The organism is Streptomyces sp. IBSBF 2435 (genome assembly GCF_036815005.1).
In the GTDB taxonomy this organism is placed as follows: domain Bacteria; phylum Actinomycetota; class Actinomycetes; order Streptomycetales; family Streptomycetaceae; genus Actinacidiphila.
In genome coordinates this window covers 1-23,993 of record NZ_JAJSYW010000044.1, presented here as the reverse complement: position 1 = coordinate 23,993, position 23,993 = coordinate 1, and the positions used below count along the sequence as shown (strand labels likewise).

Genomic DNA, 23,993 nt, shown 5'->3' with positions numbered 1-23,993 from the left:
TCCTAGGTGGAATGGTCGCGACGTGGACGGGGGTCCCCCACACCCCGGGGGCCCTCGTGGACGGGTGTCAGTACTTGCGGCCGGGCAGCGCCGCTGCGGCCTGATCCGCCGTGTAGTCGCTCTCCTTGGTCTTGATCCAGCGAGGAAGCGTCGATCCCCTGCCCGCGTGCACCGTCTTGGTCGCGTCCATCAGCTGCGGGCCGAGCAGGGGGTTGCACTCGACGATCGCGTTGATCTGTCCCTTGGACATCGCCACGAACCCGTCGTGCACACCGTCGACGGACACGATCTTGATGTCCGTTCCCGGGGTCTTGCCGGCCGCCTGGATGGACTGAATGGCGCCGATGGCCATGTCGTCGTTGTGGGAGAACAGCACATCGATGTCGGAGTGTGCCTGCAGGAAGGCCGCCATCACCTGCTTGCCGCCTGCCCTGGTGAAGTCGCCGGTCTGGCTGGCGATGATCGTCCACTCCGGGTGGCTCGCGTGCATGATCCTGCCGAAGCCCTTGGCGCGCTCGATCGCGGGGGCCGCGCCCGTGGTGCCTTCCAGCTGCGCGATCTTGACCGGCCCCTTGTGGCCGGCGAGGACCTTCTCCAGCATGTGTGCCGCGCGCTCCCCCTCGATCTCGAAGTCCGAGCCCACCAGGGTGACGTAGAGCGAGGGGTCGGAGGTCTCGACCGAGCGGTCGGTGAGGATCACCGGGATGCCGGCGGCCTTCGCCTCCTTCAGCACGGTGTCCCAGCCGGTGACGACGACCGGGGAGAACGATATGACGTCCACCTTCTGCGCGATGTAGCTGCGGATCGCCGAGATCTGGTTCTCCTGCTTCTGCTGGGCGTCGGAGAACTTGAGGTTGATGCCGGCGGCCTTCGCCGCCTCCTTGACCGACTGGGTGTTGGCCGCGCGCCAACCGCTCTCCGACCCCACCTGGGAGAAGCCCAGGGTGATCTGCTTGCTCCCGGTGCTGCCCGAGCCGGCGGACTTGGCGGGGTTCTTCTTCGCGCACGCCGCGAGGACGCCGGCGGCCGATACGGCAGCGCCCGCGGTGAGGAGGCTGCGTCTGTCGATCATGTCTTCTCCTTCGAGGAATCCGGCAGGTGGGTCGGTGCAGGTTGCTGACGCACTCCTCGCGGTCCGCACAGCGGCACTGCCGGAGGGCGGGCGGGGAGTGCTCAGCGGGTAGTGGGAGATCGGGTGAGGAGGCCGACGTTCCAAGGGAGGGTGTCGTGGTCACCGCCGGAGTGCGGGGGTTCCCGGCCGGCGTCCGGGGAAGTCCGGACGCCGGCCTGGGCGGCGGTCCGGCGCGGGCCACCGCGTCGAGGTCGGCTCGGGTACTCATGGTCCGCCTCACCGCTCCGGCCCGGATCTGTCGGGCTGGACAGAGGGACGGGCTTCGCGGACACCGAGGTCCGGAGGCGCTTCACCACGCCCCCGGATGCGCGCGCTCACCGGACAGGGTCGCGAGGTGAGCGCTAACATAGCCCGGTGCAACGGTGGTGCCAACCCCTTGTCACCACCACCCGGAAGCCCCCGCGGTCATCCACCCGGGTGGAGCGACCGGACGGTTAGTGAGCGCTAACACCATGGTTTCCCTCTCGCTCTTCGAACCAATGCAGCCACTGCCGTGGCGCCATGCATCACCCTGCGGCACGAGCGAGCCGACCCGACGCCGTACGATCTTTTCGCGGCACCCTAGGACGCCCCCTGACACACGTCAAGAGATCGCACAGCCCGCCCACAGTCGCGAACGCATCCGGTCACGCCGCACCTGGAGGGGCCGGGCAGTCGATGTCTGAGACGGAGCCGGTGCAGCCGCACCGGCGGAGGCACACTCTCGTGCGACTGGCGGACGAAAACAGGCAACCCGACCCGTTACGCGCAACTTGGGGCGGACGACGGCGTCCTGCGCGAACTGCGAGCTGCCCGAAGACCGGGAATTTCACTTCTGTCGCGAATGTTTCGGACCCTCGGCCCGATCCATCCGCATCATCCGGACGCACCCGCGCGGACGACACAGAACCGCCGTTCCGACGTGGCCCGACAAGCCGTGGAACCCGTGCGCTGCGCCACCTCCGGACAGGGCGTCAGTCGCTGTGTCCGACGAGCGCCGCCACGGTCGGCGCGAGAGGACGCCGAAATTTTCGCGCCGCAGGCGTTGACCCTTCGCGCCCAGCGGGTCCACACTTGCCACCGTTTCGCCTGCTCGCCACATCGTGACACGCAGCACCTCACGCTGCGGCGGCCAGAATCTCGTTGTTGGTCCCCCCACCGCGTCCAGGCCGGCGTGCCCTGTTCCGCACTCCCGGCCGGACCGCCAAGAAATGAGGACGACATGGCGCCAGAGAACTGCCGCGCCCCCGATCCGCCGCGCCGCACGGGGCGCAACCCACGTCCGCGGGCCGCGATGGCGGCCTCCCCCTGCGGACCGGCATCCGCGGATCTATGTTAGCGCTAACAGCGACCCTCGTAGCCGTACCGGAGGCGGTTGCCCCGCCTGCGCCCCTGCGACGGCCGCCGTGCCGACCCGCCCGAGGGCGTGACCGGGTGTCACCTCCCTCCGCATCGGCTTCGGCGCGCCCGCGGGCCGCCACCGAGCGCACCAACACCGACAGTCCGGGTGCCCCGTGACGGGCCCTCCGGGAAACGATCGCTCAGGGATCAGGAGGTCCCCCATGCACGGAGGAAGATTCCGCCACAGGCGTCTGCTTGTGGCGCTCGCCTCGATGCTCGCAACCGTGGGCGTGGTGGCGGCGATGCTCGTCGCCAATCCGGCCCAGGCGGCCACCAGCGGCGCCTTGCGCGGCGCTGGTTCCGGCCGCTGCCTGGACGTGCCGAACTCCAGCCAGACCGACGGTACGTATCTGCAGATCTACGACTGCTCGGGTGGGACGAACCAGCAGTGGACTCTGACGTCCAGCAACCAGCTGACCGTCTACGGCAACAAGTGCCTGGACGTCCCGGGCCACGCCACCACGGCCGGCACCCGGGTGCAGATCTGGAGCTGCAGCGGCGGTGCGAACCAGCAGTGGCGGGTGAACTCCGACGGCACGATCGTCGGCGTGGAGTCCGGGCTGTGCCTGGACGTCACCGGCGCCGCCACGGCCAACACCACGGCGGTGGAGATCTGGACGTGCAACGGCGCCAGCAACCAGAGCTGGTCCGGCCTGTCCGGGACGACGCCCCCCACCACCCCGCCGACGTCGGGTGGTACGTGCTCTCTTCCGTCCACGTACCGGTGGTCGTCGACAGGTGCGCTGGCGCAGCCGGCGAACGGGTGGGTCTCGCTGAAGGACTTCACCAACGTGGTCTACAACGGCAAGCACCTGGTCTACGCCTCGAACGTCAACGGATCGTCCTACGGTTCGATGGCATTCAGCCCCTTCACGAACTGGTCGGACATGGCCTCGGCCGGCCAGACCGGGATGAGCCAGTCCACGGTGGCACCCACCCTGTTCTACTTCGCGCCCAAGAACATCTGGGTGCTGGCCTACCAGTGGGGCGCCTGGCCCTTCATCTACCGCACCTCCAGCGACCCCGCCAACCCCAACGGCTGGTCGGCCCCGCAGGCGCTGTTCACCGGCAGCATCTCCGGCTCCGGCACCGGCCCCATCGACCAGACCCTGATCGGCGACGGCCAGAACATGTACCTCTTCTTCGCCGGCGACAACGGCAAGATCTACCGCGCCAGCATGCCGATCGGGAACTTCCCCGGCAGCTTCGGCTCGTCGTACACCACCGTCATGAGCGACTCGACGAACAACCTGTTCGAGGCGGTACAGGTCTACAAGGTCCAGGGCCAGAGCCAGTACCTCATGATCGTGGAGGCGATAGGTGCCAACGGACGGTACTTCCGCTCGTACACGGCATCCAGCCTCAGCGGCTCGTGGACCCCGCAGGCCGCCAGCGAGAGCAACCCCTTCGCCGGCAAGGCCAACAGCGGCGCCACCTGGACCAACGACATCAGCCACGGCGACCTCGTCCGCAACAACCCCGACCAGACCATGACCATCGACCCCTGCAACCTCCAATTCCTCTACCAGGGCAAAAACCCCAACGCAGGCGGCAGCTACGACCAACTGCCCTGGCGCCCCGCAGTCCTCACCCTCCAGCACTGACCCCCACCGCATGAGGAACCCCGGCCATCTCCGGCCGGGGTTCCCCCATGGGCAGCGCCGGGCGCCCCATGTCCTGGAGCCCTTACACCGACACTCGCGTGCGCCCGCGCGGGTAGCCGGAACCCATCCCGACTACCCGCTCACCCCGCGCAAGGGAGAGGCGCCCCGTCATCGGTGGCGGTGGACCGCCCCACCGTGCAGGCAGTGCCTTACCCGAGCGTCCAGTGCTGGTTGCTGCCGCCGTTGCAGGTCCACAGTTCGACCAGTGTGCCGTTGGCGGTACCCGCTCCGGTCACGTCCAGGCACAGCCCCGACTGAGCGCTGGTGACGGTGCCGTTGGAGTTGACGTTCCACTGCTGGTTCGCCTGGGCGTTGCAGGACCAGATGATGACCTTGGTGCCGTTGCTCGCCCCCTGGCCGTTCGCGTCCAGGCACATCTGGCTGCTGCCGGAGTAGACGCTCAGCTGGTTCGACGACGTACGGGTGAAGATCTGGTTGGTCCCGCCCGAGCAGTCCCAGATCTGCGTCTGAGTGCCGGCCGTGGTGGATGAGTTCGGCACGTCCAGGCACTTGCCCGCACCCACGGCGTGCAGCGCGCCGCTGGTGCCCCCGCTCGACGATCCGGCCGGAGTCACGTAGACCGCGAAGGCGTCGTGCGTGGCCTGGAACGTGACGGGCACGGTGATGGAGCCGGACGACGTGCTCACGTTCTGGTTGTAGACGACTTGCGGCGCGCTGAGCGGGTACTGGTCGGGGATGCGCTCGACGGTCACGTCGACGCTACCGTTGTTCGCCAGCCAGGGCACGGAGGCGAGGCCGTTGAAGGTCACCGAGGCGGCGCCCGTGTAGCCGTTGCTGTCACCGATCACTGCGACCGCCCGCCTGGCCGTGCTGTCCTCCGACGCGGAGATCGCGGTCGAGCCCACCATCCCGGACGTGTTGACGAGAGTCCCCGTCATGTCGGCATAGGTGCGCATGGCCCACCAGTTGCCGTTGGGCTGCCAGGTCCCGTTGCTCTGGGTGAGGACTCCCGTCAGGTTCGGCGTCGTGCAGCAGGACCAGTTGCCGCGCATCGCGTTGGTGTACCCGGACTGCGCGAACCGCGCCAGGTACCAGGCCGTCACCCCGGCGGTCTGCCGGTCGGCGGGCTGGTACTCGTTCGCCGACAGAGGGCGTGCGGAGATGCCGTTGGCGGACAGCGCGTTGTTGAGGGACTGCGAGACGGTGACCGGGTCGTCGACGTCCCCCTCGTCGTGGTTGGTGATCATGTCGGGAACCGTCCCGGCGGCCTTGACATGGGCCAGCCAGGTGTTCCACTCACCGGGGTTGCTCTGCGGTGTGAACGCGAGAGAGGGACCCACGATCTTCGCGTTCGGAGCGACCCGGCGGATCTCCTTGTAGGCGCTGTCCCACATCTGGAAGTACTGGGTGCTGTTCATCCCCCGTGTCCAGAACACCGAGATGTCCGGCTCGTTGTAGATGTCGTAGGCGAACGGCAGACCGGTCGCCTGCAGGGCGGCCACCGTGGTGTCGATGAAGCTGATCCAGTTCGAGCAGTTGCCGTTGTCGCAGGGGTAGATCTCGTTCGACGGCTGCCCGCCGTTGTTGCCCCACAGGTCACTCATGAGCACCTGATACTGGGCGTGATAGGGCGACTGCGTCAGCCGCTTGGCCTGCGCGGTGATCGAGGCGATGTCGGCCTTCGTGGCCGACCCGTACGAGTAGTTGTCCTTGACCCAGCCGCCGGAGAACCAGCCGCCGCCGCGGAAGGCGTTGATGCCCAGCGGTTGCAGATACTGGTCGGCCGGCTGCGTACCGTCCTGGGTGATCCCGTAGAGGAAGCCTTCCCCTACGCCTGTCGACGGTCCTCGCGCGGAGCTGAGATCCACGCTCAGCGACTTTCCTGCGGCGGCGTGGCCCTCAGCCGGCATCACCAGCAGGGCGGCGAGCCCCAACGCGGTGGCTGCTGCCATGGCCAGACGGCCCGGTTTTCTCTTCCTCATCGGCTTCCTCCTACGGCTGGCCGTCACTGCACCGTGACGGGACGTGGCGGGACGGTGAGATCCGGGGCTGTGCACCGCACGCGGTACCCGTGCTCTTTATCGGGCCGGCCGGACCGAGGTCCGCCTGCGAAGGGCTCGGTCGGCGGACAACCGTCGGTGCCGGACGCTGAGGAGTACGTCCGGTGTGCAGTTGCCGCCTACGGGTATCGAGCACGGTCAGGCCCAAGCTCTCGCATGGTGCGGCTGTGAGGTGAACCTGTCGAACCGATTGGTAGGAATCGGTTCGACGGATATTACGACTGGCGGTCGCCACGGTCAATGAGGTGTTACATGTCACTAGCCCGTGACAGCGCAGACCGAGCCGCTCCGGGTGCGAATGGCTGACGGATCGAGGCCGACCGGCGGTTGGGCGGCCGCGCCGCTACCGGCCGCGGTGCGGAAGCTGCTCCGTGCAGGGGCTGGTGGTGATCAGGCGCGGGTTGCGCTGCCGGGGCCGCCCGGAGAGGGAGCGGCGCCCCGGGCGCGGTGAGCGGGGGCGGCGCCGGTGCTGGAGCGGAGGGAGATGGGTGGGGCGAGCAGGATGTGGCGGGGTGGCGTCTGCGGGGCTGCGATGCGTTCGATGAGCAGGGAGACGGCCTTCTCACCCATGTCGATGGCCGGCACGTGGGCCGCGGTGAGGGGCGGACGGAAGTCGTCGGTCCACAGTTGGCCCGCGACACCGGTGACCGAGAAGTCGCGTGGCACGTTCAGTCCCGCCTCGTCCAGCGCTCTCTGGATGCCGGGCAGGGCGGCCTCGTTGACGGTGGTGACGGCGGTGAGGTCCGGGTGCTCCCGCAGCAGGTCCTCGATGGTCTCCTGGCCGGAGCGGGCGTCGTCCCCGCACGCGACTTCGACACCTTCCATGCCTCGCTCGCTGACCGCGGCGGTGAACCCCTCCCGGGCCCTGATCGCGGGGCCGTAGCCCGCGGCGACGAGTTCGGGCGAGCGGCTGATCAGTGCGACCTTTCCATGGCCGAGGTCGGCCAGGTGGCGGACGGTGTGGCGGATCAGGCCGGCGTAATCGATGTCGATCCAGCACATCGCCTGGTCGTCCGCCGTGTGCCCGATCCCGACGAAGGGCAGCCCTGCTTTCAGGAGCCGGCCCACCCGGGCGTCCTCCATGCGGATCTCCATGAGGATCACACCGTCGACGCGGCTTTCCGAGATGAGCCGTTCGAAGGACCGGTCGTGGTCGCCACCGGACGGGGAGAGCAGCACGTCCAGGTCGGCACCGGCCGCGGAGTCGACGACGCTGGCGACGAAGTCCAGCTGCATGTGGGTGAGCCGGTTGCCGGCCGGCGGGATCACCAGCCCGATCGTGCGGGTCCTGCCCTCTTTCAGCGCCCGCGCCGTCGCGTTGGGCCGGTAGCCCAGCTCGTCGATGACGTGCTGGATACGTTTACGGGTACCGGCAGCGACGGGGCGTTTGCCGCTGAGCGCGTACGACACCGTGCTGCGCGACACGCCCGCTCGCCGCGCGATCTCCCCGATGTTCATACCGCTCCTCACGCCCGTACGCCATAACGGATCCTACTAGCCACGAATCGATTCGGGACACAGGGGCCACTGTCGTCCGCCGTCGCCGGGGCCGCCGTAACGGCGAGATGTCCTCGCGTAGCGGGAAGGTTGCCGCAGCAGTCTTGACGGGTATGTGCGGGGGTTCTACGTTCACAGTCGAACCGATTCGCGAACACAGGGAATCGCCCCGTCGTGCAGCCGCGAGCGGCTCCGCCGTCGTCACCGCGGAGCGGGCAACCAAGCGAGAGGGAAAGCGCCATGAATACTTCCGCCCGGCGGCGGTTCGTTGTCGCGTCGCTGGCCGCCGTGGTGGTGGGGTCCACAGCCACCGCGTGCGGGTCTTCGTCCTCGGACGGGCCGTCCGGCTCGACCGCGGCCGGCGGCACGTACACCGTCTGGGACCCGTACCCGCAGTTCGACGGTACTTCTGACTGGGTGAAGCTGGTGGAGAGCTGTGGCAGCCAGGCCGGTGTGAAGGTGAAGCGGACGAGCTTCGACACCACGGATCTGACCAACAAGACGCTGCTCGCGGCGCAGCAGGGCAACTCGCCCGACGTCCTGATCGTCGACAATCCCGTCGTCTCCACGCTCGCCGACGCGGGTGTCCTCACGACCGCGGCGGAGAACAAGCTCGACACCTCCCAGGCGGAGCCGAACCTGCTGGCCGCGGGCCAGAGCGGCGGCAAGGCCTACGGCACGCCCATCGGGGCGAACACCCTGGCGCTCTACTACAACAAGGACGTCCTGAAGGCCGCGGGCGTGGATCCGGCCTCGGTCAAGGACTGGGCGACGCTCGACGCGGCGCTGGCCAAGGTGAAGGCCGCGGGCAAGAAGGGCATCACGTTCTCCGCGATCGGCACAGAGGAAGGCAGCTTCCAGTTCCTGCCATGGTTCTGGGGTTCGGGGGCGAAACTGACGGACCTCGCCTCTGACCAGGCCGTCTCCGCGGTCACGCTGTGGAAGGACTGGCTGAAGGAGGGCTACGCGCCCAACTCGGTCATCAACAACACCCAGACCACCAGTTGGCAGGAGTTCGCCTCCGGTCAGTACGCCTTCGCCGAGAACGGCACTTGGCAGATGGCGAACGCCAAGAAGTCGGGCTTCGGCTACGGAACGATCGCCATCCCCGCGGCGGCCGGCGGCACCGCGCCCGCGCCGACCGGCGGTGAGTTCGTCACCGTGCCCGTGCAGAAGGACACCGGGCGCTACGCCGCCTCGGACAAGATCGTGACCTGCCTGACGAACGCGAAGAACCTGCTGGCCACCGACACGACGCTGTCCTACGTCGGGCCGACGAAGCAGGTACAGGACCAGCAGGCCGCCGCCACACCCGAGCTGAAGATATGGGTGCAGGCGGTGCAGGCGGCCAAGGGGCGCACCAGCGACGACCTCGGCACGAAGTACCCCAAGATCTCGGAACAGATGTGGGGCGCGGTGCAGGCGGCACTGACCGGGTCCAAGTCGCCGAAGGACGCGCTGTCCGCCGCGCAGTCCTCAGCCGCCGACCGGCCTGCCCACTGAAGGACCGCACCATCGATGAACAGCACCGCACCGATGCCGGACGCTTCCGCGGCGTCCGGCGGAACGGGACCCGGCACGACGTCTTCCCCCCCGACCCGGGTAACACGCCGCCGGCACATCCCGCGCTCGCAGCAGTGGGCCGCCTGGGGCTTTCTGGCCCCCGTCGTGATCTACCTTGGCGCCTTCTACGCCTACCCGCTCTACCGCAACCTCGACCTGTCGCTGCGCAACTACACGGTCCGCTCCTTCGTGCAGGGCGACGCGCCCTTCACCGGCCTGGCGAACTACCGGAAGGTCTTCGACGACCCGACCTTCATGCCGGCCCTTGAGCACACCGTGCTCTTCACCGGGGTCTCCCTCCTCTTCCAGTACGCCATCGGGCTGGCCCTGGCGGTCTTCTTCGCACAGCACTTCCGGCTGTCGGCCACCCTGCGCGCGCTGTTCCTGGTGCCCTGGCTGCTGCCGCTGATCGTGTCGGCATCCACCTGGTCGTGGATGCTCAACAGCGAGTCCGGGATCGCCGACACCGCGCTGGGATGGCTGGGGATCGGGCCGGTGAACTGGCTGACCTCACCCTCGTGGTCCCTCGCGTCGGTGACCATCGCCAACATCTGGATCGGGATCCCGTTCAACCTTGTCGTCCTCTACAGCGGCCTCCAGGCGATTCCCGCGTCGCTGAACGAGGCGGCGGCCATCGACGGGGCGAACGCCTGGCAGCGCTTCTGGCAGGTGACCTTCCCGCTGCTGCGCCCGGTCTCGGCGATCACCCTCCTGCTGGGTCTGGTCTACACACTCAAGGTCTTCGACATCATCTGGATCATGACCAGGGGGGGTCCGAGCAACTCCTCCACCACCTTCGCCACCTGGTCCTATCGGCTCGGCTTCGGCAACCTGCTGCCGGAATTCGGTCCCGGAGCCGCGGTGGGCAACCTTCTCGTCGTGATCGCCCTCGTCTTCGGCCTGGTGTACATCCGCACCCAGCGAAAGCAGGTCAATCCATGAGCGCCCACGCCGACGCGTCCGCACGCTTCCACCGTCCCGGACGCGAGCCACGCCGTCGGCGCGTGACAGCAGGACGCGGATGGAGGACGGGAATGGGCCTGCTGTTCACCGGAGTGATGCTCTTCCCCGTGTACTGGATGGTCAACGTTTCCCTGACCCGCGACCAGGACATGCGCAAGACGCCCCCGGACCTCTTCCCCCGGCACGTCACACTCAAGGGCTATCGGGAGGTGTTCGACCAGCAACTGCCCTACCTCGGCACCAGTCTGGCCATCGGACTGGGCACGATCGCGGTCACCGTCCTCCTCGCCGCACCGGCCGGTTTTACGCTGGCCCAACTGCGGCCGCGCGGTGCAGGATTGATCAGCTTCCTGATGCTGGTGGCCCAGATGATCCCGGGGATCATCATGGCGATGGGCTTCTACGCCATCTACCTCAGCCTGGGGTTCCTGCATTCGGTTCCCGGCCTGATCGTCGCCGATTCCACACTGGCCGTTCCGTTCGCCGTGCTCATCTTCACGGCCTTCATGTCCGGCATCCCCGCCGAACTGCTGCAGGCCGCGAGGGTGGACGGCGCCGGATCGCTGCGCGTCTTCCGGTCCATCGTGGTTCCGATGAGCCGCAACGCGATCATCACCGTGTCGCTGTTCGCCTTCCTGTGGTCCTGGTCGGACTTCGTCTTCGCCAGCACACTGGACAGCGGCGGCGCCCATCAGCCGATCACTCTGGGCATCTACCACTACATCGGCAACAACAACCAGGAGTGGAACGCCATCATGGCGACCGCGGTCGTGGCGTCACTGCCGGCTGCCGTCATTCTCGTCCTGGCCCAGCGGTACGTCGCCGCCGGTGTGACGGCCGGAGCGGTAAAAGACTGACTCCTTGCCCTGCCGAGCCGCCCCGCTGCAGATACACCGACATCCGAGAAGGATCGAGTTCCCACCGATGCCCCTCAACCCGGACCGCCACGCATTCGCGATTCAGGAGATACCGTTCAGCCACCAGGGATCATGGTTCAACATCTCGCCGGTCGTCTCCCAGCACACTCGGGCCGAGGACCTGCATCTGGTCTCCCACCAGAACGGCATGCACGCGGTACTGCGCCTGGTACCGCTCCATCCGGTCACCGGTGAGCGGGCGGAGACCGTCTGGAAGACGACTCCCACCACCCTGGACTGGGAGGCCGACAGCGGCCGGATCTCGCTGGTCTACGAGGGTCCTGACACCGTCCGGTTGCGCGGTGAACAGCTGGGCCTCGCGATCACGCCCGCGGACCGGGAGCTGACGGCATTCACCGGCACCTACCTCTACCGCGACCCCGTCGACGGGTCCTACCAGTTCACCTCCTACGAGACAGGCCGCCGCTACCGCGTCACCCTCCTGACGGGCGTGGTCGCCGGCTCGGAAGGGCTGGAGGGGCTTGCCGGCGCCGAACGCCGGCTGGTCCTGTCCGGCCAGGCGGGCTGGGAAGTGGTCATCGAGGAGATCGACAGCGCACGGCAGCCCTACACCGCCCCGGCGGACTTCGACGCCGCGGCGGCCGCGCACGCGCAGTCCTTCCGGGAGTTCGCCGACGCTGTGGCCCCTCTTCCGGCGGCCGAGGCACCCGCCGCCGAACTGGCCGCCTACGTCCTGTGGTCGGCGACCGTGCGCCCGGCCGGCTTCCTACGGCGTCCCGCCGTCCTGATGTCCAAGCACTGGATGGACAAGGTCTGGAGCTGGGACCACTGTTTCAACGCCCTCGCCCTGGCTCCGGGCGTGCCGGACCTCGCATGGGATCAGCTCCACATCCCGTTCGACCACCAGGACGAGACCGGAGCCCTGCCGGACTCCCTCACCCACTCCGAGATCCTGTACAACTTCGTCAAGCCGCCCATCCACGGCTGGGCACTGCGACGGCTGCGCGAACGCCTCCCCCGCCCGCCGGAGCCCGGCGAACTGGAGGAGACCTACCGCCGCCTCGGACGGTGGACCGACTTCTGGCTCCAGGCCCGCACCGCACCCGAGGAAGGGCTGCCCCACTACCAGCACGGCAACGACAGCGGCTGGGACAACGCCACCACCTTCGACGACCGGCGGGTGCTGATCACCGCCGACCTGGCGGCCTTCCTCGTCCTCCAGTTGGCCGAACTGGCGGCACTGGCCGAGGACCTCGGGGATACCGAGGCCGCCACCCGGCACCGAGGCAGGGCGGACGGCCTCCAGGACGCGCTGCTCGCGGACCTGTGGTCCGGCGCCCGGTTCCACAGCCGCTCTCCCCTCTCACACGACCTCCGCACAAGCCGCAGCCTGCTGGACCTCATGCCGATCGTGCTCGGCGAGCGGCTCCCGAGCGACATCGCCGACCGCCTCGCCGAGGGCATCGCCGCGCATCTGACCCCGCACGGCCTGGCCACCGAGCACATCGACTCGCCGCACTATGAGCCGGACGGCTACTGGCGGGGCCCCATCTGGGCCCCGGCCACCGTCCTCATCGAGGACGGCCTGCGCAGGAGCGGCCACACCGGGCTCGCCGACGACATCAGCTATCGCTTCCGTGCTCTGTGCGAGAAATCCGGCTTCGCCGAGAACTTCGACGCCGTCACCGGCGAAGGGCTGCGCGACCGCGCCTACACCTGGACCGCCGCCGGCTACCTGCTCCTCGCCGACGACCACCACCGGCGCGCGTAGGGGGGCCGGCCGGCCCGCCGACTGCGGCGGATCGCGGCGACGCAGCGACCGGCCCGGGGCTCTGGCCCCGTGACGCCCGGATGGATGTCGCTGCGGTCTGCCGCTGTCCGTACGAGGCCGTTATCCCGCGCACATGCGGTCGCCGGCTGCGTATCGAGCGGACGGGCTGAGCCGGGATCCCGGCTCAGCCCCACGGACACGGTCAGCTGTGCAGACTCCACAGCTGGTTCGTGCCTCCGGTGCAGCTCCAGAGCTGGATCCTGGTGCCGTTTGCGGCGCTGGCTCCACTTGCGTCGAGGCAGAGACCGGACTGCACGCCTGTGATCGTGCCGTTGGAGTTCACGTTCCACTGCTGGTTCGCCTGGCTGTTGCAGTCCCAGATCACGGCCGCGGTGCCGTTGCTGGTTCCCTGGCCTGACGCGTCCAGGCACTTGTTGCCGTAGACCACGAGTTGCCTGTTCGAGGTGTAGGTCCACTTCTGGTTGGCGCCGCCGTTGCAGTCCCACAGTTGGGCCTGCGTGCCGTTGGTCGTCGAGGAGCTGTTGATGTCGACGCAGCGACCGGACTGCTGGCCCACGATCCCCTGGCTGCCGGACGTCGGCGGCGTGGTGGGCGGGGTGGTGGGCGGGGTGGCGGAGTCGAACTGGGTGAAGAAGTCCCACACCACGCCCGATGTCCAGGTGTGCCAGCCGTCCCCGGTCGACCCGTCGATGGGGCCCGGGTCGTGGCCCGCTCCGTCGAAGGCCGCCCATACCACCGGGTATCCGGCCTTGCAGCCGGAGTAGGCGGTGATGATGTGGGTCAGGCTGCCGTTCGCCGGCTCGGGCGGGTTCTGCGGCGTGCAGCCGTTGTTCCTGACGAACGTGTCGCGCAGCGCCCGACCTGACGCGATCGGCAGAACGTTGTCCCTGATGCCGTGCAGTCCCATGTAGGCGACGGGCTGAGTGCCGCCGCTGCATCCGCTGAGGTTCGCCCCGGAGTAGACCGCGACCGCACGGAATACCGTCGGCCGGGCGCAGGCCAGCGCGTACGTCATCGCACCGCCGTAGCTGAAGCCCGAGGAGAAGACCTGTCCCGTGTCGACGCACAGGCCGCCCTCCAGCTGGCTGAGCATGTTGTCGACGAACGTGACATCCTGCCCGTTGGAGTTGGCCCAGCCGTTGCTGATGCCCTGGGGCGCGACGAAGATGGTCCCGTTGCCGGCGCTGTCCGCCAGTCGCCTGAGGCCGTAGTAGGACCAGTTGTATCCGTCGGTTCCGCCGGAGTCGACGTCGTTGGCGGTGCCGCCGACCCAGTGGAAGCCGAAGACCAGCCGGTAGGGGTGGTTCTGGTCGTAGCCGGCCGGGACCCGGAGGATGTAGCTGCGGTTCTGGCCGCTGCTCTGAATCGTGTGCGTGCCGCTCGTCAGCGTCGGCGCCTTACCGCAACCGCCGGTGGCAGCGGCGGCGCTGGTGGTGGCGGACCAGGCGGTCGTGGTGAGTCCGACGGCCGCCAGGACCATCGCCAGCGCGGAAAGAACCGCTGGGAGCAGGGATCGACGTCTCATGGCTTCCCTTTCTGCATGGGGGGGATGAAAAGCGGGGTGGTGTCCGGCAGGGACCTGCCAGCAAGGGCGCACGCCCCTGCCGCGGACACTCCTGTGGGCAGCTACTGCCGGGTCCACTTCTGGTTGGCGGCTCCGGTGCAGGTCCACAACTCGGTGAGGGCTCCGTTGGCGGTGGAGCTGCCGGTGACGTCCAGGCACAGGCCGGACTGGACGTTGGTCACGGTCCCGTCGCTGTTGATGTTCCACTTCTGGTTGGTGCCGCCGTTGCAGTCCCAGATGACGACCCTGGTGCCAGCGGAGGTCCCTGAGCCGTAGGCATCCAGGCACTTGCTGCCGTAGACGCGCAGTTCCTTGGCGGAGGTGAGGTTCCACTGCTGGTTGCCGCCGCCGTTGCAGTCCCAGAGCGCGGTTTGGACGCCGTTGGTGGAGGACGCGTTGGGAACGTCCAGGCAGCGGTTGGAGGCGACGCCGCGCAGGGGGCCGGTGTTGCCCGTGTCGGTGCCGCCACCGGGGTTGGTGCCGGTGCCCCAGCCCCACTGGAGACGGTCGAGGCCGGACTGGTTGGTGACGCTTGTGGAGAGGTTGGTGCCGGTGCCGTTCAAGGAAGTGATGGCGCAGGAGGCGTTCTCACAGGGGCCGGGGCCCTGGGTCTGGTTGGTCTGCTTGACCCCGGTCCACAGGACGGAGCCCATGCCGAGGCTGCGTACGGTGTCGGTGATGGCGTAGAGGTAGGACAAATCGTTGTTGCCGTCCTTGGGGCCGTTGTAGTTGACGCCGGTGTTCATGGGGACGCCGAACTCGGTGAGCACGGCGCGGCCGGAGTAGCCGCAGAGATTACCGGTGAAGTCGTTGACCCAGGCGGCCTCGGTGGTGTGCGAGTCGCCGAACATGCCGTAGATGTGGATCGACAGCAGGGTGCCTGACAGCCGGGAGTCAGCGCCGACGGCGCACAGATTCCCGTCCGACCACAGGCCGGGCACGATCACGTGGCCGCGGGACAGGCCGGGATAGCGCGCCAGCCAGTTCGCCTCGAAGTTGGTCAGGTCGGCGGCGCTGTAGCCGTACGGCTCGTTCATGATGTCGAAGTAGAAGTTGGCCTTTGCGCCGTACTTGTTGATCATCGTGTCCCACATCTGGTTGAAGGACGCGGTGTCACCCACCTTCCCGCCCTGCAGCCAGGGGGCGACGATGACGTTCATGCCCAGCGCGGTCGCGGCGTCCAGGGCCGCGGTGTAGCTGTTCCACCAGGACCCCGAGGTGGTCGCCGCGTTGAACCCCAGCCGGACGGTGTTGGCTCCCAGGTTCTGGAAGCCCTTGAGGATGGCGGTGGATTTCGTGTACGTCGTCGCGTAACTGTCCGACGTCGACAGGCCCACCGGGATGTTCGGGCCCGTGATGAAGTTGTCGTCCGGGTCCGCCCAGTTCACGCCGTGGAACTGGCTGGTCGACGCGGCCGCCGCCGGCGCGGCGTGCGCCGTCGCGCCACCTGCCAGCAGTCCGAACAGCATCAGGGCTGTGGTGACGATTCCGGCGATCAGACGCGGAACTCTGGTGTGCACTGCGATCTCCTTTCGGTAGGGGACGACCGAGGCGTTGCTGTGGAAGAGGAAGCAATGTGAGCGCTAACATTTCTCGACCGTCGGGGGCACGGTCTGCCCCTGGAGCTCGCTCTCGATGGTGCCGCCGGTGTCCCATGCGGCCAGGTGCCGGCCCGGTGCGGCCGCGGCTGCCCGCGGCGCCCAGACCGCGGCCGTCACGGGAACGCTCAGTAACGCCGCCGTCAGACGCCTACGGCTGACACCTGCACCTGCCACGGGCTCCTCCTCCAGATTCGGGCCACGGGTCAGACCTGCCGCGGATACCTGCCAAGCCGGCCCGTTTGCGGCGACGGTCGCCCGCGATGGCAATGGGAGCGCTCCCATTCAGGACGGTAGTGAGTCCGAACCCGTTCCACAAGGCTCCTGTCACCGTGAGCCTCCGGCAGGCGCGCCTCCATACACCAGTACGCCTCGGCGTCCCGGATCGCTCGGAAGCGGACCCCGCCGGGGGCTCTCTCGGCCTGACGGGCCTGGCGCAGCAAGGAGGTTGACACCGCATACCCCGGGGTGCAGAGTGCCGTAATCGGAGCTGACCCGTTTACCGCACAGTGTGCGTGCGGCATCGTGTCGGCGCCAACTCCCTCGCGCCGCCCTTGCCACCCCCCGCCGCAAGGAGAAGTCCGCGTGAACACCCGAGACCCGCGCCCGCGCAGACATCGCACCGCGCGGCTCAGCGGTCGGCGCCATGGGCGCAGCAGCCCGCCCGTCAGGGCGACCGGCGGCCGATGACTGCCGGGGGCGCGGGTGCGGGGGCCGTCGCCGATACGGAGGGGCGCGTGGCGGGGGCGGACGCGGGGTTCTTCGTCAGGCGGCCGTCGACACCGGTGCGGAACTGTCCGGCTGTCTGACGGATGAGGGTGATGTGCTCGGAGCCCTGGGCGACGCCGTTGTAGCACTGGGTGCCGTAGCCGCGCGGGGCCTGGCCGCCGCCGGTCGCGGCGAAGCCGTTGAAGCAGACCTCGAAGTCGGTGCCGGGGGTGAGGTCGGCGACCGCGTAATCGCCGTTGCTGTCGGTGGTCGCGGTGAGGATCTCCGCCGCGTAGGCGGACGGGTCGCTGCCGGAGACGCCCTCGACGTCCACCCAGACGCCCGCCAGCGGCGCGCCGGCGCTGTCGGTCACCCGCCCGGACAGTGCCGCGCCGCGGCCGATCCGCCCGTTGAAGCCGCGGTTGGTCTCCCGCGGGGTCACCAGCGTCGTCCACTGCGGATCCGACAGCGGGTGGCCGCCGTAGCAGGACGCGCCGAAGCCGGTGCCGTCCGGGTAGGCGGCGCGGGCCGAACCCATGAAGCACAGCTCGACGTCGCCGCGCGGGATGCCCTTGATGAGGTAGGTGCCGTCGGAGTGCGTCCAGTCGCCCGGGTCACGTGAGGGCACCAGACCCACCGAGCCGGTGAGCGCGGCCGCCCAGGCGTCGCCGTCGCCGAGCGGGCGGCCGTCGGGGCCGTCCACCCTGCCGCTGATCGCTCCGCCGGCGTCGGCCACCTCGCTGATGCCCGCGGTCGTGCCGCCGGCGGTGACCGCGACGCCGGTGGGCGGCCCACCGCCGTCCAGGTCCTGGCCGAAGCAGCGGAAGACGTAGCCGCTGGCGTCGGAGATGCCGCCGGTGGCGTCCGCCGGGTCGAAGCAGACGCCGTAGCCGGTCGCGGGCGGCAGGCCGGTGAGGGTGTAGCGGCCGTCGGCTCCGGTGGTCCCCGAGGCGATCACCGGAGCGCCCGCGCAGCCGCACTCCAGCGCGCTGACCGCGACGCCGGCGAGCGGATGCCCCTGCGTGTCGGTGATCCGGCCGCTGACCCGGCCGGTCGTCGGAGCGGCGCTGCCGGCGTAGACGGTGAGCGCGCCCGGCGCCTGCACGGTGTGGCCCTGCGTGTCGGTGAAGCGCAGGGTGAAGGCGGACGTGCCCGTGGCGGCCGGGGTCCCGGAGACGGTGTAGCCGGACAGCGTCAGTCCGGGCGGCAGTGAACCGCCGGCCAGCGCCCAACTGCCGGTCCTGTGGTCCGCGGTGGTCAGTTGCGTGCTGTACGCGTGCCCGGTGGTGCCGTCCGGCAGCCGCGTGGTGGTGATGACCGGCGGCGACCCGGTCGCGCCGCCCGCGGCCTCGGCCAGCACGGCGGACAGCACGGGGAAGCGGGCGCTGGCGTCCACGTGGACGAAGAGCACGCTGATGTGCAGGGCCGCCTCCGCGGAGAGCGAGAAGCCGAGGGTCCACCACGGGCTGTCCGCCGGGTCGGCGTCCAGCGAGAGGGTCCCGGTGACCGACGCCTCGGGGCCGGCGATCCCGTACAGCTTTCCTTCGAGGTCGCCGGTCAGGGAGAGCGAGGCGTCGGCACGCGCCGCGCTGACCGCGGGCCCGGTACGGGTCGTCCTGTGGGTGACCCCGTGATACGGCGTCACGTCGCCGTTGGCGTACCGGATGCCGGCCTGGGCGTCCAGCGTCTGGCTGATGGACGCGCTGAGCTGGGCGGAGCCGTTGGCCTTGCCGGTCATCGTCACCGTGAACACCGGGACGATGACGACGGGCACCCCGCCGACGGCGAACTCCACCGGCCGGAAGGTGTACGTGGCGAGCGTCGCGCTCCAACTGCACGAGACCTTGCCGCCGAAGGCGACCGTGAGGCCGGTCTGCTCGCTGACGTCGACCCCGGCCTTCGCGGTGACCGTGGGGACGAAGCCGGAGTGGCCGAGGGCGGCCTCGAAGACCAGGGTCGGTGTGAAGGAGGCGGAGACGGACGCGGTGGAGCCGGTGTCCCCGTCGCAGTGCTGCGCCCCTGAGGTGCTGATCGCGCGGGGCGTGGCCTGCCCGGTGGCCCGCGCCCGCAGCTGGGCGGGTCCGATCGGCTCGGGGGTGGCTGGCGCGGGCCCGCCCGCGGCGCTCGTGCCGCCGCCGCTGACGGTGTTCACGACGTCGCCCGCTCCGAGCGGCGCCGACAGGGCGATGTCGCTGTCGCCGAGCGCCTCCTGGAGTCCGGCCGGCCGTACCGCGGCGACCGTGGCGCCCGAGTCGTCGGTGCTGACGGAGGTGACCTGGACCAATAGGCCCTGCGGAGTGCTCGGCGTCACCCCGGAGGCGATGATCTGACCGACGTTCGGGGCGGTGGCGCCCGGAGCGACGGTGACCTGCTCGGGGCCGTCGGGCCCGTTCGTCACCGCGCTGATCGTCCCGTCGGGGGCGGTCACGGTGGAGGCCGGGGTGTGCACGTCGCCGATGAAGTAGCCGGACAGGTCCACCACGACGGCCACGTCACCGGCGTGGTTGAGGACGTTCACCGCGCCGTCGACCCCCAGCCCCGGCAGCGCGAGGTTGGGGACCGCGCGGTGCGGCGGGGCGTTCAGGTCGGACGTCGAGGGCACAGCGGCCAGCGACGGGTACGCCGAGAGGAAGGTGTTCGAAGCCCCCGCGACCGTGGTCACCGTCAGCACCGCCGCGGTCGGCGGGGTGTCCGTACCCGCCGGGGGCAGGCCGTCCTCTCCGGCCACCCGCACCGGCAGTACGCCTCCCGTGCCCAGCGGCGCCTTCGGGGCGCCCAGGCCGGTACGCGTGTCGACCAGCCGGTGCGGGGCGACCGCCACGAAGTACGAGCCGCCGGCCGACGGGTCGGACCCGTCGGTGTACCAGCCGGTGATGTCCGCGACGACCTGGGTGGTGCCCGCGTGGTTGTAGAACGACACCCGCCCCCCCGCGCCGACCGGGACGACGACTCGGTTCGCGCGCGTCGCGCCGGGCGCGAAGTTCACCGACGAGGCGGTCGGGCGGGGCTTGCCGGTCGGGTAGACGGTGACGTAGCCGTTCGCGGTGGGGCCGGTGACGGTGGTGTTGAGCACGACGGCGGACACGCCCGACTCGGGCACCGGCCCCTGCCCGGTCACCTGTAAATCGACGGTGCCGCCGCCTTTCGGGGTGGTCGCGCCGAGGCCGCTGCGGGTGTCGAGCAGGCGTGAGGGGGCCAGCGCGTGGAAGCGGCCGGCCGCCGGGGCGGCGGTGGCGGTCGTCGTCCAGTAGCCGGAGACGTCGGCGATCAGCTGGGCCGGGTTGCTGGCGGCCAGCTGGACCGCGCCGCCGGTGCCGACCGGGACCACCACGGCGTTGGACACCGTGTCGCCCTTGACGTAGTTGACGTTCGACGCGTTCGGCAGCGGCTTGCCCGCCGGATAGACGGTGACGAAGCCGGCCGCGGTGGGCGCGGTGACGGTGACGTTCAGCGCGACGGCGGACACGCCCGTGGCGGGCACCCCGCCGCGGCCCGCCACGGCGAGCGTCACGGAGGCGGTCGGTCCCTCCGGGGCGCCGAGGCCGCTGCGGGTGTCGAGCAGCCGGGCCGGCGTCAGGCCGGTGAAGGAGCCGCCGGGCGGCGTCGTCCGCACGGTCCCGGGCGCGGCGACCGCCGCTCCGCTGCCCTCCGCCGTCCGGGCGGCGACGGAGACGGTGTACGGCACGCCCGGCTGGAGGCCGGTGAGCACCGCGGAGGTCGCGCCGGGCGGCACCGTGCTGTCCGCCGACTTCGGCGAGGTCGTCACCGTGTAGCCGGTGACCCCGGCGGTGTCGCCGTCGTGCCAGCTGACGGCGACGTTCAGGCCCTGCACGACCGCGGCCACCGACACCGGGTCGGCCGAGGCGGCATGTGCGGCCGGCGTCTGCGCGACCAGGCCGCCGAGCAGCAGCGGCACCACCGCTCCGAGCGTGAACCTGCGCACGCGTTCCTCCCCCTGCCCCCGGCCCCGTACGCCTGACGGCGCTCCCCACGGGGCGACTCCCCCGGCCGGAAGGCCGACAGACGCCACAATGTAGCGGTGCTACGGGGGATTTGGGCAGCTTCAGGGATATCCGGCGGGCCTGGTGGCCACCGGGTACGCGGCGGGCGTGACGGGGGCGGCGCATGCCGTACGCGGGCCTGGCGGGGACGGACGCGCGGCGCTCGCGGGAAGCCTGTGGGCGGTGGGCCGGGCGGCCGGTGGGCGGATGTCGCCTCCGGCCGAGTCGCCGCGCAGGGGCGGGATTCCTCTCGGCCACGGACGCGGATCGTCGTACAGGTACACGCCCTCGCCGTGCGCCGGGGGCGGACGGCGACGATGCGGCGGAGAGCCTTCGGCGCGGGGTCGGGTCAGCCTGTCGTGACGGACGCTGTGGCGAGCATGGGCAAGTGGTCCGACCAGGCGGACAGGGATGTGTCGGTCTGCACCTGGCAGGCGGTGAAGGCGGCTTTGGAGAAGAGGTAGTCGTACTTGCGGTCGGCGCGCACGGGAGGGCTCGCGGAGTCCCACATCGTGCCCGAGCCCTTGCGGGCCGTGCCGCTCGGGCCCTGTTCGCACTCGTGGTAGCTCGCGTACAGGGGGGCCAGGATGCCGCTGTCGGTGCCGCTGCCCGGGTCGTCCGGCGGGCGGGTGTTGAAGTCGCCGCCGAAGACGGTGTCATGGCCGTCCCCGACGATCTCGCCGAGCCGCTGGACCTGCTCGGCCCGGTAGGAGAAGCCGGCGCGGGGGTCGTAGTCCTCGCCCTTGGGGGTGAGGTGGCTGGTGCAGAGCCGGACCGGGGTGCCGGTGGTGCGGCGTACGCAGAGCGCCCTGAGGAAGAGCCCGGCCTTCGGCGAGTGCAGGTCGAACTCCTCGCGTCCGCCGAAGGTGCCCTTCACCGCGATCGCGATGCCCTGCACACCCACCAGCTCCGCCCCGCGGCAGCGGAAGTCGGAGGTGGCGGACGGGTTCGCATAGCGCGGGGGGTACTCGACGGTGGTACCGCCCGCGCCCGGCATCGTGCTGCCGAACCGGTCCTCGGCGGGCCGGCCGTAGGGCACGAAGGCGACGGTCCAGCCGCTGCCGAGCTTCTCGCCCAGCAGGGTCACCTCGCTTTTGACGGCGGTCTTGCCGCTGTCGACCGCGTGGTCGTTCTCGGTGTCGTTGCCGCAGACCTCCTGGAGGAAGACGGCGTCGGCGGTGCGGCTCACCGCGAGGTTCGCGACCTGGGTCATCAGCTGGTCCGGCTGGTTGCGGGCCGGGCAGCTGCCGCTCTCCCCGCAGATGTTCCAGGTCAGCACGCGCACACTGCTCGTGGTGGCGCCCGCGCTCACCCCGCGCGCCGCCCTCTCGCCACGGGATTCCCCGGACGCCGCGGAGTGCACCACCGCGCCCGTGCACACCAGCGCTGCCGCGGCCACCGCCGCCAGCACGGCGCCGAGTCGACGACGTATCACTTTGCCTCCCCGTGCCCTGAACGTCACCCGGACTATAAGGTATCTCCGAACGGATGATCGAAGGGGGACTCGTGACAGATTGGATGAAGGCCGCTCGCGGGCACCACTGGGCGATGGCCCTGGTCCTGACGATGGCGGCGACCGCGGTGGTGGCGGCGGAGCCGGCCGGGGCCACGGTCACGGCCCGGACCCGCAGCACGGATGTGAACGGCGACGGCGTCGGTGACGTCGTGGTGGCCTCGTCCGCGCGGCTGACCCGCTGGTCCGACCCCGCGGTGGGCGCGGCGGACCTCGGCGGCTCCGTCTACCTCCTGCCCGGCGGCGCCCCCGGCGCGCGGCCGGCTGCCGCCGTGGTGAGCCAGGACAGCGCGGCGTCGGTCCCCGGCAGCTCCGAACTCGGCGACACCTTCGGCCAGTCGGTCGCCACCGGCGACTTCGACGGCGACGGCAAGGCGGACGTCGCCTTCGGCAATCCGCACGAGGCGATCGGCACCGCCCCCGACACCGGCGCGGTGACCGTCCAGTACGGCCAGAGCGCCGCGCCCTACCTGGGCGCAGGCACGGGCGGGCTCACCTGGATCGACCAGAACGCCGACGGGATACCGGGCGACAACGAGGCCGAGGACCTGTTCGGCACCAGTCTGATCACCGGCTACTTCAACAATGACGACTACGCCGACCTCGCCGTCGGCGCGCCGGGCGAGGCCGTCGGGACGGCGTTCGAAGCGGGCCGGGTGACCGTCCTGTACGGCGGCCCCACCGGCCTCACCGCCACTGGGGCGCAGTCGTTCGACGGCACGGTGGCCGGCGCCGCCGAGCCCTTCGACCACTTCGGGGCCTCGCTCGCCGCGGCCGATCTGCGGGGCGACGGCCGCGACGACCTGGCCGTGCTCGCCTCCGGCGAGGCCATCGGCGGGGTCGACGCCGCCTGGGGGGCCGCGGTCGTCCTGACCGGCACCGCGAGCGGGCTGTCCGCCGCCTCCCCCGCGGTGGTCAACGTCGGGAGCACCGGCACGTCCGGCCATGTCCGGGCTCTGGTGGCCGGCCGGTTCACCGGGTCCGGCTACGCCGATCTCGCGCTGTGTGCCGACCAGTTGCGCGGCGCCGCGCCCGGCTCGGGCGCCGTCGTGGTGGCCCCCGGCGGTACGACCGGCGTCGGCGGCGCACCCGTGGTCGCCCTGCCCGCTCCTGCGGTGTCCGCCGGCGCCCTGTGGGGCGGGTCGCTCGCAGCGGGCGACGTGAACGGCGACGGGCGCGACGAACTCGCGGTCGGCGCGCTGCGCGGCGCGGGCGGCAAGGGCAGCGTCACCGTGTTCGTCGGCGACCCGGCGGGCCTCACCGCACGGCCGAGCGCCACCTTCACCGAGGATTCGGCCCCGCTGTCGGCCACCGCCAAGCCGGGCGAGGGCTTCGGCTACGCCGTCTCCCTCCAGGACCACACCGGCGACGGCCGCGCGGAACTGCTGGTGAGCGCTCCGTGGGAGGACGGCACGGCACCCGTGGCGCGGACCTCCACCACCGGGTCGGAGCTGTTCGAACTGAGCCTGGCCGTCCCGGCGTCGGGCCCGCCGACCCTCGCCTCCGCCCTGGCCACCGTCCGCCAGACCCCCTCCGCCTTCGGCCCGGGCGGCGTGGGCCTGGCGGGTGGCGCCACCGTTCTGACGGAGAACGGCATCGAGCCCTCGCCCTGGCTGGACCGGCTGCCGCCGTTCGACTAGGACGAAGGCCTTGCGGTCGGGCGTGCAGCGGATGTGTCACCTCCCGCGGGGCAGCGGCGGTCCGGGACGGCCGCTGCCC

14 protein-coding genes are annotated in these 23,993 nt (G+C 70.5%); 6 read left to right on the top strand and 8 right to left on the bottom strand.

Going from position 1 to position 23,993, the window contains the following annotated elements; all coding sequences use genetic code 11:
• Positions 1–67: 67 nt before the first annotated feature.
• Positions 68–1,072, bottom strand: coding sequence for an ABC transporter substrate-binding protein (locus V7E46_RS11640; RefSeq protein ID WP_333768355.1), 1,005 nt, complete (start codon positions 1,070–1,072; stop codon positions 68–70).
• Between the two features lie 1,652 nt (positions 1,073–2,724).
• On the opposite strand from V7E46_RS11640, the gene V7E46_RS11635 reads away from it, so the two are divergent.
• Positions 2,725–4,116, top strand: coding sequence for a non-reducing end alpha-L-arabinofuranosidase family hydrolase (locus V7E46_RS11635; protein ID WP_443054127.1), 1,392 nt, complete (start codon positions 2,725–2,727; stop codon positions 4,114–4,116).
• 209 nt (positions 4,117–4,325) lie between these two features.
• On the opposite strand, the gene V7E46_RS11630 is transcribed toward V7E46_RS11635, so the two are convergent.
• A complete protein-coding gene (locus tag V7E46_RS11630; RefSeq protein ID WP_333768353.1) occupies positions 4,326–6,119 on the bottom strand; it encodes an RICIN domain-containing protein in 1,794 nt (597 codons plus the stop codon).
• Between the two features lie 468 nt (positions 6,120–6,587).
• The gene (locus tag V7E46_RS11625) at positions 6,588–7,655 is read right to left on the bottom strand and encodes a LacI family DNA-binding transcriptional regulator (RefSeq protein WP_333768352.1); all 1,068 of its coding nucleotides are present in this window, start codon (positions 7,653–7,655) and stop codon (positions 6,588–6,590) included.
• Between the two features lie 279 nt (positions 7,656–7,934).
• Here V7E46_RS11625 and V7E46_RS11620 point away from each other — a divergent pair, with 279 nt between their 5' ends.
• From V7E46_RS11620 to V7E46_RS11605, 4 genes are all read left to right on the top strand, one after another.
• Complete coding sequence (locus V7E46_RS11620) at positions 7,935–9,197, top strand: sugar ABC transporter substrate-binding protein (protein WP_333768351.1); 1,263 nt, start codon at positions 7,935–7,937, stop codon at positions 9,195–9,197.
• Positions 9,198–9,212: 15 nt separating this feature from the next.
• On the top strand, positions 9,213–10,199 hold the full coding sequence (locus V7E46_RS11615; RefSeq protein ID WP_333768350.1) for a carbohydrate ABC transporter permease: 987 nt from the start codon (positions 9,213–9,215) through the stop codon (positions 10,197–10,199).
• 92 nt (positions 10,200–10,291) lie between these two features.
• Positions 10,292–11,077 carry a carbohydrate ABC transporter permease gene (locus tag V7E46_RS11610; protein WP_333768349.1) on the top strand — a complete coding sequence of 262 codons (786 nt, stop codon included), beginning with the start codon at positions 10,292–10,294 and terminating at the stop codon, positions 11,075–11,077.
• A 67-nt stretch (positions 11,078–11,144) separates the two neighbouring features.
• Positions 11,145–12,869 carry an amylo-alpha-1,6-glucosidase gene (locus V7E46_RS11605; RefSeq protein WP_333768348.1) on the top strand — a complete coding sequence of 575 codons (1,725 nt, stop codon included), beginning with the start codon at positions 11,145–11,147 and terminating at the stop codon, positions 12,867–12,869.
• Positions 12,870–13,071: 202 nt separating this feature from the next.
• On the opposite strand, the gene V7E46_RS11600 is transcribed toward V7E46_RS11605, so the two are convergent.
• The 5 genes from V7E46_RS11600 to V7E46_RS11580 all read right to left on the bottom strand — a co-directional run bounded on the left by V7E46_RS11600 (position 13,072) and on the right by V7E46_RS11580 (position 22,196).
• The gene (locus V7E46_RS11600; protein ID WP_333768347.1) at positions 13,072–14,415 is read right to left on the bottom strand and encodes an RICIN domain-containing protein; all 1,344 of its coding nucleotides are present in this window, start codon (positions 14,413–14,415) and stop codon (positions 13,072–13,074) included.
• Between the two features lie 101 nt (positions 14,416–14,516).
• Positions 14,517–15,974 (bottom strand): RICIN domain-containing protein, encoded by a 1,458-nt coding sequence (locus V7E46_RS11595; RefSeq protein WP_333768346.1) that lies wholly within the window; start codon positions 15,972–15,974, stop codon positions 14,517–14,519.
• 63 nt (positions 15,975–16,037) lie between these two features.
• Positions 16,038–16,172 carry a hypothetical protein gene (locus tag V7E46_RS11590; RefSeq protein ID WP_333768345.1) on the bottom strand — a complete coding sequence of 45 codons (135 nt, stop codon included), beginning with the start codon at positions 16,170–16,172 and terminating at the stop codon, positions 16,038–16,040.
• Positions 16,173–16,719: 547 nt separating this feature from the next.
• Positions 16,720–20,703, bottom strand: coding sequence for a fibronectin type III domain-containing protein (locus V7E46_RS11585; RefSeq protein ID WP_333768343.1), 3,984 nt, complete (start codon positions 20,701–20,703; stop codon positions 16,720–16,722).
• 407 nt (positions 20,704–21,110) lie between these two features.
• On the bottom strand, positions 21,111–22,196 hold the full coding sequence (locus V7E46_RS11580) for an endonuclease/exonuclease/phosphatase family protein (RefSeq protein ID WP_333768342.1): 1,086 nt from the start codon (positions 22,194–22,196) through the stop codon (positions 21,111–21,113).
• A gap of 71 nt (positions 22,197–22,267) precedes the next feature.
• Here V7E46_RS11580 and V7E46_RS11575 point away from each other — a divergent pair, with 71 nt between their 5' ends.
• A complete protein-coding gene (locus V7E46_RS11575) occupies positions 22,268–23,914 on the top strand; it encodes a hypothetical protein (protein WP_333768341.1) in 1,647 nt (548 codons plus the stop codon).
• The last annotated feature ends 79 nt before the right edge of the window (positions 23,915–23,993 follow it).

Coding starts and splice junctions, on each gene's coding strand:
- V7E46_RS11640 (WP_333768355.1), bottom strand. CDS start 1,072: ATGATCGACAGACGCAGCCTCCTCACCGCGGGCGCTGCCGTATCGGCC.
- V7E46_RS11635 (WP_443054127.1), top strand. CDS start 2,725: ATGCTCGCAACCGTGGGCGTGGTGGCGGCGATGCTCGTCGCCAATCCG.
- V7E46_RS11630 (WP_333768353.1), bottom strand. CDS start 6,119: ATGAGGAAGAGAAAACCGGGCCGTCTGGCCATGGCAGCAGCCACCGCG.
- V7E46_RS11625 (WP_333768352.1), bottom strand. CDS start 7,655: ATGAACATCGGGGAGATCGCGCGGCGAGCGGGCGTGTCGCGCAGCACG.
- V7E46_RS11620 (WP_333768351.1), top strand. CDS start 7,935: ATGAATACTTCCGCCCGGCGGCGGTTCGTTGTCGCGTCGCTGGCCGCC.
- V7E46_RS11615 (WP_333768350.1), top strand. CDS start 9,213: ATGAACAGCACCGCACCGATGCCGGACGCTTCCGCGGCGTCCGGCGGA.
- V7E46_RS11610 (WP_333768349.1), top strand. CDS start 10,292: ATGGGCCTGCTGTTCACCGGAGTGATGCTCTTCCCCGTGTACTGGATG.
- V7E46_RS11605 (WP_333768348.1), top strand. CDS start 11,145: ATGCCCCTCAACCCGGACCGCCACGCATTCGCGATTCAGGAGATACCG.
- V7E46_RS11600 (WP_333768347.1), bottom strand. CDS start 14,415: ATGAGACGTCGATCCCTGCTCCCAGCGGTTCTTTCCGCGCTGGCGATG.